Source organism: Streptomyces sp. NPDC057010, from assembly GCF_042673805.1.
GTDB lineage: Bacteria > Actinomycetota > Actinomycetes > Streptomycetales > Streptomycetaceae > Streptomyces.
Genome location: NZ_JBHUSC010000063.1, coordinates 23409 through 34378, shown reverse-complemented (window position 1 = coordinate 34378; position 10970 = coordinate 23409). Strand labels below are relative to the sequence as shown.

At 75.4% G+C, this 10970-nt stretch carries 11 protein-coding genes; 4 read left to right on the top strand and 7 right to left on the bottom strand.

What is annotated here, in order from left to right; all coding sequences use genetic code 11:
- Positions 1 to 29 precede the first annotated feature (29 nt).
- The gene (locus tag ACFTXQ_RS32350) at positions 30 to 1670 is read right to left on the bottom strand and encodes a hypothetical protein (RefSeq protein WP_382647885.1); all 1641 of its coding nucleotides are present in this window, start codon (positions 1668 to 1670) and stop codon (positions 30 to 32) included.
- A 72-nt stretch (positions 1671 to 1742) separates the two neighbouring features.
- Positions 1743 to 1937, bottom strand: a complete 195-nt coding sequence (locus tag ACFTXQ_RS32345; protein ID WP_030031218.1) for a hypothetical protein — start codon at positions 1935 to 1937, stop codon at positions 1743 to 1745.
- A 312-nt stretch (positions 1938 to 2249) separates the two neighbouring features.
- Here ACFTXQ_RS32345 and ACFTXQ_RS32340 point away from each other — a divergent pair, with 312 nt between their 5' ends.
- Complete coding sequence (locus tag ACFTXQ_RS32340; protein ID WP_382647882.1) at positions 2250 to 2672, top strand: ankyrin repeat domain-containing protein; 423 nt, start codon at positions 2250 to 2252, stop codon at positions 2670 to 2672.
- A gap of 332 nt (positions 2673 to 3004) precedes the next feature.
- The gene (locus tag ACFTXQ_RS32335) at positions 3005 to 4402 is read left to right on the top strand and encodes a HEAT repeat domain-containing protein (protein ID WP_382647880.1); all 1398 of its coding nucleotides are present in this window, start codon (positions 3005 to 3007) and stop codon (positions 4400 to 4402) included.
- A 100-nt stretch (positions 4403 to 4502) separates the two neighbouring features.
- On the opposite strand, the gene ACFTXQ_RS32330 is transcribed toward ACFTXQ_RS32335, so the two are convergent.
- The 5 genes from ACFTXQ_RS32330 to ACFTXQ_RS32310 form a co-directional block, all read right to left on the bottom strand.
- The gene (locus ACFTXQ_RS32330) at positions 4503 to 5222 is read right to left on the bottom strand and encodes a hypothetical protein (protein ID WP_382647877.1); all 720 of its coding nucleotides are present in this window, start codon (positions 5220 to 5222) and stop codon (positions 4503 to 4505) included.
- Positions 5219 to 5803, bottom strand: a complete 585-nt coding sequence (locus ACFTXQ_RS32325) for an RNA polymerase sigma factor (protein WP_382647874.1) — start codon at positions 5801 to 5803, stop codon at positions 5219 to 5221. The genes ACFTXQ_RS32330 and ACFTXQ_RS32325 overlap by 4 nt, the downstream gene beginning before the upstream one ends.
- 109 nt (positions 5804 to 5912) lie before the next feature.
- Entirely contained in the window at positions 5913 to 6779 is an 867-nt protein-coding gene (locus tag ACFTXQ_RS32320; protein ID WP_382647871.1) for a biotin-dependent carboxyltransferase family protein, read from the bottom strand.
- Entirely contained in the window at positions 6776 to 7393 is a 618-nt protein-coding gene (locus ACFTXQ_RS32315) for an allophanate hydrolase subunit 1 (protein ID WP_382647869.1), read from the bottom strand. Before ACFTXQ_RS32315 ends, ACFTXQ_RS32320 begins: the two co-directional genes overlap by 4 nt.
- Positions 7390 to 8184 (bottom strand): LamB/YcsF family protein, encoded by a 795-nt coding sequence (locus ACFTXQ_RS32310; protein ID WP_382647866.1) that lies wholly within the window; start codon positions 8182 to 8184, stop codon positions 7390 to 7392. The genes ACFTXQ_RS32315 and ACFTXQ_RS32310 overlap by 4 nt, the downstream gene beginning before the upstream one ends.
- Before the next feature lie 98 nt (positions 8185 to 8282).
- Between ACFTXQ_RS32310 and ACFTXQ_RS32305 the strand changes: the two genes are divergently transcribed.
- Both ACFTXQ_RS32305 and ACFTXQ_RS32300 read left to right on the top strand, forming a co-directional pair.
- Positions 8283 to 9788, top strand: a complete 1506-nt coding sequence (locus tag ACFTXQ_RS32305) for a hypothetical protein (RefSeq protein ID WP_382647863.1) — start codon at positions 8283 to 8285, stop codon at positions 9786 to 9788.
- 247 nt (positions 9789 to 10035) lie between these two features.
- The gene (locus ACFTXQ_RS32300; protein WP_382647861.1) at positions 10036 to 10947 is read left to right on the top strand and encodes a hypothetical protein; all 912 of its coding nucleotides are present in this window, start codon (positions 10036 to 10038) and stop codon (positions 10945 to 10947) included.
- Positions 10948 to 10970: the final 23 nt, after the last annotated feature.

Sequence of the window (10970 nt, the reverse complement as noted above, 5' to 3'; positions counted from 1 at the left end):
CCCCCGCGGCCCCCGTAGCCCCGCCAGGGTCACGGCGTCTCCGCCGCCACCCCCGGAACCTCCGAGGCGTCGACGGCCGGGCTGCCCTGCGCCTGAGCAGGCGGCGCCGGCTTGGCCGCCGTGACATCCCCCGTACCGCCCGGCCCGCCGCAGGCGCCCCGCGCGGCTCGGTCCGGCAGCAGCGACAGCACCGCCTCCCGGAACGCCGGGTGCGCGGCGTCGTCGTACGGGTCGGGCGTGGCCGGCACCTGGAGCCGGTGCACCGGCCCCGCACCGAGCCGCGCGTACCCCCGCCCCGGCGGCACCAGCACCGTGGGCGTGGTGTGCGGCGGCAGCCCCAGCACATCGGTGATCTGCCGGATCGCGGCGGGCCCGAGGACGACGCGCGCGCGGGTGTGCTGCCAGACGGCGTCGTTCAGCAGTTCCAGGTGGTCGAAGTGCTCGGCGACCACCACCGTGACGTGCGCGGCCCGCCCGTGCCGCAAGGGCACCTGGAGCTGGGCGAACGGATCCGGGGCGCCCTCGGCGACCGCGAGGTGCGCCAGCACGCTCGGCTGGTCCAGCAGGATCCACAGCGGCCGCCGCGTGTCCTCGGGCGCGGGCCGGTTCGCCTCGCGCGCCCGGTGGGTGGCGATCAGGCGCCGCTCGGTCTCCTGCGCGGCCCATTCCAGGATGCTCAGCGCCCCGCCGGGCCCGCATTCGACGGCGAGGACGCCGCTGCGGCCGGACAGGCAGGAGTATTCCCCGCTGCCGCCGCCTTCGACGATCAGTACGTCGCCCCCGTGCCGCAGGGCCTGGAGGGCGATGGACCGCAGCAGGGTGGATGTGCCGCTGCCGGGCTGGCCGACGGCCAGCAGGTGCGGCTCGGTGGAGCGGGGGCCGGTGCGCCAGATCACCGGCGGCACGTCCCGCGGCTGGTCGCCCTCCAGGACGGGCAGGGTGCGCTGCACGGTGCCGGCGTCGGTGAAGCCGAGGACGGTCTCCCCGGGTGAGGTGACGAAAGGCTGGGCGGCGATACCCGTCGGCAACGCCGCCAGCACGCTCAGGTCGAGCTGGTTGCCCTCCTCGTCCCAGTCGAAGAGATACTCCCGTCCGCGCCCGGACTTGGCGTGCAGCAGTGCCTCGATCCGGGCCCGTGAGGCGGCCTCGCCATCGGTGAAGTAGGCCGGGTAGCGGATGTGGAGCCGGGTGACGCGGCCCGCCTCGTCGAACTCGTAGCCGCTGAAGGCCTGGTCCCAGTCCCCGCCGTGGGCGAAGAGGGGGTTCGGGTCCTCCGGGATGGAGAAGTACGGCACGAGGGCTTCGTAGAGGGAGCCGAGCCGTTCGGTCTCGGCATCGCTGGGCCCGGTCTTCACCGGGTTGCGGTCGCGTCCCTGCCAGGCCGCCGCCGCCATGAGGGTGATCAGGGCGAGGAGCGGGCCGTAGGGGACGAGCGCGACCACGAGGACGCAGGCGGCTCCCAGGAACAGCGCGGGACCACGCTTGTCCCTGGGGGTTTCGGACCATTTGCGCCGCCCGGCGGAGGCCAGGATGCGCAGGCCGCGTCCGATGGTGAGGAGCGGATGGAGGACGTCCGTGGCGCTGTCGGCAGCCGTGCGAGCGAAGTCGCGGCCCCGGGCCAGCGATGCGGTGCCGCTGCTGAGGATGCGGGGGAGTGGGCGCCGGGCCACGGGCGTCTCCTGGAGTTGTGGGTGCTTCGGGTACTTCGGGTGGGGCTGGTGTCGCTGTCGCGCAGGCCGCGGCTAGAGCTTGATCCCGCCGAGCAGGCTCGCGAGGCTCGCCGTGCTCGCCGTGATGCTCGGGGCGATGGCGGAGCCTGCGAGGAAGAACCCGAACAGCGAGCAGACGAACGCGTGCGTCAGCTTCATCCCGTCCTTCTTGAAGAACAGGAAGCAGATGATGCCGAGCAGGACGACGCCTGAGATGGAAAGGACCATGGAGTTTCTCCTGGTGGGTGGGGACAGTCACCATCAGTTCTTCCAGGCTCACAGGAAGTATCAATGCGACAAAAGGTGCAGATGGGTGAATCCAGGAGTTTTTCACTTGACCGGCTCACCCTGACTGGCGCGTCGGGCACGAGGGAGGTCGAGCCGGCCGAGGGTGATCATTGCCTCGGCCCGGCCCCGACATGTGCAGGTCCGGGCGCTACTCTGGCGATTCACCCGTACGGACGCAGTGCCGTGCGTCCCCATGCCCGCACGGCCTGGGGAAACTTCACGCGATACAGCGAGTGGAAGGCGGTACGAACGATGAGCGAGCACACCGAGGGCGGCGCCGGTTCCCAGGACGTTCCCGACGAGGACGTCATCGAACTGGCCACCAAGATCTTCGACCTCGCCCGGCAGGGTGAGACCGAGACGCTCACCGCGTACCTCGACGCCGGGGTCCCGGCGAACCTCACCAACGACCGCGGCGACACACTGGTCATGCTGGCCGCCTACCACGGCCACGCCGCCACCGTCTCGGCCCTGCTGGCCCGCGGCGCCGAGGCCGACCGCGCCAACGACCGCGGCCAGACCCCCCTGGCCGGCGCCGTCTTCAAGGGCGAGGAGGCCGTCATCCGCGCCCTGCTCGACGGCGGGGCCGACCCGAACGCCGGAACCCCCTCCGCCGTGGACACGGCGCGCATGTTCGCCAAGGCCGACCTGCTGGAACTTTTCGGAGCCAAGTAGTCCGCTTTTGCCTGTGATCTGGCCGGGCGCGGCCGGTTCCCGACCTCACAGCTTGGTCACGGCGGCCGTAAATGTGGTCGCGGTGCACAAACCGGCTGGGTCATCATGGCGTCGGATTCGATTCGCGAGCACGGCGGACGGGCAGGAGCGGGCAGGACACGACGGGTGTCCGGGCCCGGCCCGGCCGCCCGGCTCACGGAGCACCGACGAGAGTGAGAAGGCAATGGTCTACATCGAGCGGAACATGACGGCGGACGTCCTCACATGCTGTTACGCGGCCCTGTGAATCCCGATTCCCGGTTGCGTCCCCAGCTTGATTTGAGGCCATTCCCATGTTCGAACCAGTCATAGCGCCGAGCGGTACCCTGCTCGGGCTGCTCCAGCGGGGCCGCGGCGACGGCACGCTGCACGCCCTCGCGGCACCCAGGGCGGAGGCCCTCGAGGCCCTCAACCAGTGCGTACTCCGCGATCCGCGCCAGGACTGGCAGGTCGAGAACCGCTCCTTGTACTACGCCCGGCTGTACCTGGACCTCGACGGCCCCCTCGGCGAGATCGAGGCCCACCTGTTCAGCGCCGAGGACCTCCTCGACGAAGAGGACCACCGGACGGGCCTCGCCCTGTCCGTACTGGGCCACCTCGCCTCGTACGGCCGCGACGACGCGCTCATGCTGCTGCGCCGGTACGCCGCCTCCGGCGCCAACTGGGCCTGGGCCCTCGACGAGCTCGCCCTGCGCGACGACGACGAGGGGCTGCGCTCCCTGGGCGCGCCGGTCCTCGCCAGATTCCCCGCCACGGCGGAGGGCGAGGCGCGGCTGGCCGCCGCCGTCCGCGACGCCTACGAGCCCCGCCCCTGGTGCCTGTGGGAGGAGTCCCCCGTCTACGGGGAGCGCCTGCGCGCAGCCCGGCAGCAGGGCTCCTTCGACCGCTGGCAGCGCCAGCTGACCCCGAGCGGGCCCCGGCCGGGCTGGGGAGTCCAGGCCGTCTTCGACTGGGCCGCCGACGGGCTGCGCCGCGGCACACCGCTGCACGTGCCCGCCGCCCGCTGCCTCGCCGCCGTGGCCGCGCCGGAGGACCGCCCGGCGATCCTCGCGGCGGCCGCCGGCGCCTGCGGTGACGCGGCCCGCGCCACCGCCCTGCACCACCTGGCCCTCGCCGAACCGGACAACCCGGGCGTCCTGGACCTCATCGAAGCCGCCGCCGACGAGCCCGCCGTGGCCGCCTACGAGCGCATGTGCGGCCCCGAGGCCGTCGAACGGGCCCGCCGCTGGATCCACCGCCCCGACGCCCTGGGAGCGGCCGCAGCGGCCGTCCTGGCCGCCCGCGGCGGAACCGAGGACGCCGGCCTGGTCCTGGGGGCCCTGCGCTCCACCGTCCGCGGCGAGGGCCCGGACACCCCCCGGCTCCACGCGCTGGTGGACGGAGCGGGCCGCCTCGCGATCGGCTGCGCCGCACCCGTGCTGCGCCACGTCTACCGCGAGACGGCCTCGTCCCACCTGCGTGGCCGGGCCGCTCGGGCCCTGGCCAGCACGGACCCCTCCTTCGCCGCCGGCTTCGCCGTCGAATGCCTCTGGGACTGCGAGGAGACCACCCGCGAGGTGGCGGCCCGCCACGCGGAGACCGCCGACGTCCGGGTGGCGCCCCGCCTGCGCCGCCTGGCGGCCGATCCCGCCGAGGAAGAGGACGTGCAGTCCGCCGTACGGAGCCGGATCGCTCCGGAGTCGGCCGTGTAGGCGCGCGGCCGCGCAGGGGGGCCACCGCCCCTCCGGAACGCACCGCGCCCCCGGTCCGAAGAACGGACCGGGGGCGCGCTGTCGTGTGCCGGCCGTCGGGCTACGGCTTGCGCGGAGCGCTCGGCGACGGGCTCGCCGGGGCGGATCCGCCCGTCCGGGCCTCCTTCTCCCGCTCCTCCCGCTCGACCCGCTGCTTGTCCTTGAGTACGGCGGCCTCCTCCGGGCTCAGGGTCCGCCGGGGGGCCTTGGCGGGGTCGGCGTAGACGGGCACGCAGGACGGCACCTTCGACGTCTCGACGGCGCCGAAGCCGATCGGGTGGACGTCCGAGGCGTCCACGGGCGTGCTCATCACGAGCGTGTGGCCCGGCGGCACCGTCTTCGGGGTGATCATCATCTGCGCGGACTCGTCCTGGGCGCCGGCGAACACGCCCCCGCCCTCCCCTGGAGTGAGCCCCTGCGGGTAGGCCACGTCCGACGGGCACTGCTCCGACGGTTTGCGCGGCACCACCGCGACCGTGATCCCCAGCTCGCGCAGTTCGCGGACCGTCCCGTCGACCCCGTCCGGGTGGTAGATGTGCACCCGGATCGTGCCGTCATCGTCCCGGGACACCGCGTACGCGGGCGAGGAACCGCCCCCGTCACCGAGGACCGGCAGGGCCACCAGCCCCGAGACCGCCGCGGCCACGGCGCCGAGGGCGAGCGGGATCCGGTACCGCCGGGCGGGCGACCGGACCGGGGCGACGGCCGCGGGCCGGTCCGCGGCGATGGCCATGAGCTCGGCCTTGAGCCGCTCCTCGAACGCGCGGGGCCTGCTGCTCATCGGGCTACCTCCAGGTGCGGGTCCCGGGCGGGACGCGGGGCGGGGTCGGCGGCGCGCAGGGCACGCCGGGCACGGTGCAGGCGGACGCGGACCGTCGCCTGCGTCACGCCCAGGGCCAGCGCGGCCTCCGCCGGGGTGAGGCCGTCGACGACGACCAGGTCGAGGGCCGCGCGCAGCGGCTCGGACAGGGCGGCATGGCGCTCGGCCAGGGCCCGGTAGGCCCGCTCGGCGTCGATCCGCTCCTCCAGCGCGGCGACGTCCCCGTCGTCGAGGAGCCGGCGGCCGCTGAGCCGGGCCAGGGCGCCGCTCTCGCGGGCCAGGCCGCGGGCGTGCCCCGACAGGACGTTGCGGGCGATCCCGAACAGCCAGGCGACCGCCGCTCCCCGGTCGGGCCGGTAGCCGGCCGCCGAGCCCATCGCCGCGAGGAAGACGTCCGCCGTCAGGTCCGCCGCCACGTGCGGGTCGGAGACCCGGCGGGTGACGAAGCCGAGGACGGCGTCGACGTGTTCCTCGTAGAACCTGCCGAACCCCTCGGGCGTGGTGAGATCCGGTGGCCCGGCCTCCCGTGGTGGGTTGCGCACCCGGTTCCTCCCCTGTGTGCGGGGCCCCGGCGGCCCCGTTCACCCGTACTTGGCCCCCGGCGCCCGGAACGTTTCATCGCCCGCCGCGCCGCCCGCCGCCCGCGGGCGTTCACCGGCTCCGCACGAACCTCACCGGCACCCCCGGCCGGGCCTGGGCCGCCGCGTCCAGGGCCGGGCCCGGCGGGACCACGCCCACCACCGGGTAGCCGCCCGTCACCGGGTGGTCGGCCAGGAACACCACCGGCAGGCCGTCCGGCGGGACCTGGACCGCGCCCAGCACCATGCCCTCGCTCGGCAGTTCGCCAGCCCGGCCGCGGACCAGCGGCGCCCCGGCCTCCGTGCGCAGGCCGATGCGGTTGGACATCGCCGAGACGCGGAACACCGCACGCCACAGCCCGGCCAGCGAAGCCTCCGTGAACCAGTCCGCCCGCGGCCCGAGGCGGAGCGGGAGCAGGAGTTCCGAAGGCGCCCCGGGCAGGCCGCACACGTCCGCCCACGGGACCGGCTCCGGGCCCGGCGGGGCGAGCGGCAGCGGCATCCCGGCCGACAGGACCGGCGGCCCCAGCCCCGACAGCAGGTCCGTCGAGCGACTGCCCAGGACCGGCGGGACGCGCAGGCCACCCCGCACCGCGACGTAGCTGCGCAGTCCCGACTCCGCCCGGCCCACCTCCAGCTCCGCCCCGGCCGGCACCCCGATCGCGGCTCCCCAGGCCACCGGGCGGCCGTCGATCCGTACGGAACAGGGCGCACCCGTGACGGCCACGACCGTCGAAGCCAGGGCCCGGAGCCCGACCCCGTCGAGGGTCGTCTCCAGCGCCGCCGCGTCCGGGGCGTTGCCCAGCAGCCGGTTGGCCAGCGCGTACGCCGCCGTGTCGAGGGCGCCCGAGCGCGGGACCCCGAGGTGCGCGTATCCGGGGCGGCCGCGGTCCTGGACGGTGGTCAGCGCCCCCGCGCGGGTCACCAGCAGCCCCGTCACCGGCCCGCCTCCGTGAACCGGACCCGTACCCCCGGCGCGAACAGGGCCGCAGGTTCGCGCTCCGGGTCCCAGAGCACCGCGTCCGCGGACCCGATCAGCTGCCAGCCGCCGGGGGAGGAGCGCGGGTACACCCCGGCGTACTCGCCCGCCAGGGCCAGCGAGCCCGCCGGGACGGCCGTACGGGGCGTGGCGCGGCGGGGGAGGTGGAAGCGCTCCGGGAGCCCGGTCAGGTAGCCGAAGCCGGGGGCGAACCCGCAGAACGCCACCCGGAACACGGTGTCGCCGACGACGCCCGGGACCTCCTCGGGGGCCACGCCCCACAGCCGGGCCACCTCGGCCAGGTCCGGGCCGTCGTAGCGCACCGGGACGGTCACCAGCGGCCCCTCCGTCTCCGCGAGCGGGGGCACCTGCCAGCGCGCGATCCGGGCGCCGAGCGCGGCGGGGTCCCGTACGCCGTCGAGCAGGACCGTCCGGGCCGCGGGCACCAGGTCCCGTACGGCGCCCAGCTCGCCCGCGTCCCGGCGGCGCAGCAGTTCCGCGTGGAGCGCCGCCACTTCGGCGGCCGAGTCCAGTTCGACGAGCAGCGCCTCGCCGCCCACCACCAGGGTCCTCACGCGAAGGCCTCCACCCGTACTCCGGCCGCGTCCAGCGCCCCGCGCACCCTGCGGGCGAGGTCCGCGGCCCCCGGGGTGTCCCCGTGCAGGCACAGCGAGCGCGCGGCCACCGCCACCCGGGAGCCGTCCGCCGCCGTCACCCCGCCGCGCGCGGCCATCCCGACCGCCCGTGCGACCACGGCGTCCGGGTCGTGCACGACCGCGCCCGGCTCGCCGCGCGGCACCAGCGTCCCGGCCGGCGTGTAGGCCCGGTCGGCGAACGCCTCCGGCACCGGGGCCAGCCCGGCTTCCCCGGCGGCGGCGAGCAGCAGCGAACCGGGCAGTCCCAGCACCGGCAGGCCTCCCGTGGCGCCGGCCCCCGCCGCGAGGCGGACGCCCGCGACGACGGCGGCGGCCTGGTCGGCGTCGTGCACGGTGCGGTTGTACAGCGCGCCGTGCGGTTTCACGTACGACACCCGGGAGCCGGCCGCGCGTGCGAAGACCTCCAGCGCCCCGATCTGGTAGGCCACCTCGGCCGCCAGCTCACCGGCCGGCACGTCCATGGAGCGCCGCCCGAAGCCGGCCAGGTCGCGGTAGGAGACCTGCGCGCCGATCCGTACGCCCCGCTCGGCGGCCAGCTCGCAGACCCGGCGCATGATGGACGGGTCCCCGGCGTGGAAGCCGCACGCGACGTTGGCGCTCGTGACGACGGACAGCAGCGCCTCGTCGTCGGTCAGCGCCCAGCGTCCGAAGCCCTCGCCGAGGTCGGCGTTGAGGTCGATCACCGGGGTGGGTGCGATCATGGAATCCATGCGGCGAGCGTAGAGCAGGCGGTGCGAGGGAGCCGGGGACGATCCGGCCGAACCATGCCGTTTGGGATGTTGTCCGTGACAGCGCCTAGTCTTTGTCCGTGACTCTCCCCGCCCCGGCGAAGACCCTTCCGTCCCCGGCGCCGGGCCCGGCCGCCGACGAGGGCCTGGCCCGGCGGCTGCGCGCCCTCGCCTGCACCGCCCCGCTGCACGACCTCGACGTACGCAAGGCCAACCTGGCGGGCGAGTACGGGGTCTACGCGATGGCGGAGGTCGCGCTCGCCGCGATCGACCTGGTCACGCTGAACATGGACTTCGACACGGGCGCCGACCACGAGCAGATAGTGGCCAGGCTGCTCCCGCGCGTCGCCGCCCAGGCCCCGGCCCGGCCCGCGGCCGAGCACGAGCGGGTGGCCCGCTGGGTGCTGGAGAACCTGATCAACGTCGGCAGCGTGGACCGCGGATTCCGGGCGATCTACGGCACGTTCGGCCCGGACGGCGTGTACGTCCGGCGCGACTACGACTTCAAGCTGATCGAAGAGGTCCCCGGCTACGGCGGCGCGGTCTACCTGCGGACGACGGACGAAGCCGTCAACGTGCTGGTCGGCGCCCTCGACACCGACGTCACCAGCGCCCAGATCGCCGCCGAGGTGAAGCTGGAGGTCCTGATCAGCCGGGGCCGCCTGGCCGACGCCCAGCTCGCCGCGGAACAGGCCCGCTACCGCACGGTCCAGTACGCCGAGACCCTGCGCCGGACCCTGGACGCGACCCGACGCAACGTCCGGGCGGTGGACTGGCTCCAGGCCGTCCCCGACATGATCGCGGAGGCCCTCGACCACGTCGCCGACCGCTACCGGCACGAGAACGCCATCCTCACCAACATCCGCAAGGCCCGCGACGAGGCGGAGGAGCCGGAGAGTAAGCGGCGCGCCGCCGAGCTCGTCGACATCGTCAAGGACTGCATCCGCCGCCACACCCAGCTCCAGTCCCGGCTCCTGGACGCCGGACCGCTCTTCCGCGCCGAACAGGACCGCCAGGCCTTCGCCGCGCCCGCGCCGCGCTCGGGCATCGACCTGTACGGGCAGCTCGTCGCGCCCCTGCTGCCGCTGCCGGTGGGCCAGGCCCGCCGGGTCACGGACGCCTTCTTCGCGGCCGGCACGGGCCTGCGCACCCCGGTCTCGGTGCGCGTCGGGGACCTCGTGGACATACTCCTCACCCCGCCCGTGGAACGGGAGCACCTGGGCGTGGAGATGCCCGAGCCCGACCTGATCGCCACCCCGGACGACAGCCGCTTCAGCGAGGAGCAGCTCGCCGCCGCGACGGACCTCCTGGACCTCCCGCACGACGCCCCGCGCCGGCTGTCCGGCCTGCTCGCGGAGGCCCGCCGCAGCGACCCCGACCTGCCGTACCTGGTGGCCCTGCTGGCCGTCCACGCGGCGAGCCCGGCCGTCGGCACGGCCTACCGCCAGGGCGAGGAGCGGCTGCTCTTCGCGGTGGACGACGGCACCCAGCTCGACGACCCGGAGTTCGGCGGCGCCGACCTGATCGTCGGCACCGCCCTCCTCGACGCGGCCGGCATGGCCGCGGACCGCGCGGAGGCGTCATGACCGCGCTGATTCCGGCCGGGCCGAACCCCGCCCCGCCGGAGCTCGGTGCCCGGCGGCCGCGGGTTTCTCCACCAGCTACCGCTGGGGGTGCCCCCAGGGGCTCCGCCCCGGACCCCGCGACGCCGCGCACCGAGAGGCCGAATCCGCGCACCGGCGGAGCCGCCGCTACGAGGGCCGCCTGCTCCCGTATCCCCCGCACCCGTACCGCCCGTACCCGGAACACCCGTACCGCCGAGGAGACGTCCCCGTGAGCGACCACCACGCCGAGCACACCGCGTGGAGCGAGCCCGACGCGCCGTCGGCTCCCGTCGCGCCCGCCGCGGCGCACGCGGCCGCCCCCGTGACCCCCGCCGACGCCGCGGACGCGGCCCGGCTCGTCGCGTTCGGGCTCCAGCCCAAGCTGCTGCCCGCCCGCGACGCCGAGTACGCCGAACTGCTGCGCCGCTACCGCGAGGACACCGCCTTCGGCCGGCTCGCCGACGCCGTCGCCACCGGCCTCGGCCTCGTCGTCCTGGAGGTGTCCCCCCGCGCCGGCATGGCCGTGGCCGCCGGCGAGGACTCCGTCTTCGCCGTCCGCATGGGCGACTACGCCCGCCGCACCACCGCCGACTCCGCCGACCGCTTCCTGCACGGCCTCGCCCACCTCGCCGTCGCCGCCCTCGCCTACCCCCGCCCCGAGGACCTCGCCGACGACGGCTACATCGGCCGCATCACCGTCAACGGCGTCGACGCCTTCGTCCGCCAGACCTGCCGCCGCCTGGAGGAGCGCGCCGAGGAGCTCGGCGAGAACACCGACCCCGCCTCCGACGCCCCCGGCCTGGAGGCCGCCTGGCGCGTCTACGCCCGCCGCAGCGCGACCGGCGCCACCAAGGACGCCCGCCGCCTCGCCGGCTCCACCACCGGCATCGTCGGCAAGGCCGCCGCCTTCCTCACCGACTCCGGGTTCCTCCAGCGCACCGGCGACGAGGCCGGCGGCACCTACCGCACCACCCCCCGCTACCAGCTCCAGGTCCGCGACATGGCGGGCAGCGCGGCCATGGCCGAGCTCCTCGAACTGGGCGTGGTCCCCGTCAGCGACGGCTCCGCCACCCTCCTGCCGCCGCCCGAGGGCGACGACCTGGAGCTCGCGGCCGACGCCGGGCTCCCGTTCCACGCCTGATCCGCCCGCCCTACGTACCGAGA

Bases quoted from the DNA above. Each gene is read 5' to 3' on its own strand.
- ACFTXQ_RS32345 (WP_030031218.1), bottom strand. From the start codon at position 1,937: ATGGTCCTTTCCATCTCAGGCGTCGTCCTGCTCGGCATCATCTGCTTC.
- ACFTXQ_RS32340 (WP_382647882.1), top strand. From the start codon at position 2,250: ATGAGCGAGCACACCGAGGGCGGCGCCGGTTCCCAGGACGTTCCCGAC.
- ACFTXQ_RS32335 (WP_382647880.1), top strand. From the start codon at position 3,005: ATGTTCGAACCAGTCATAGCGCCGAGCGGTACCCTGCTCGGGCTGCTC.
- ACFTXQ_RS32330 (WP_382647877.1), bottom strand. From the start codon at position 5,222: ATGAGCAGCAGGCCCCGCGCGTTCGAGGAGCGGCTCAAGGCCGAGCTC.
- ACFTXQ_RS32310 (WP_382647866.1), bottom strand. From the start codon at position 8,184: ATGGATTCCATGATCGCACCCACCCCGGTGATCGACCTCAACGCCGAC.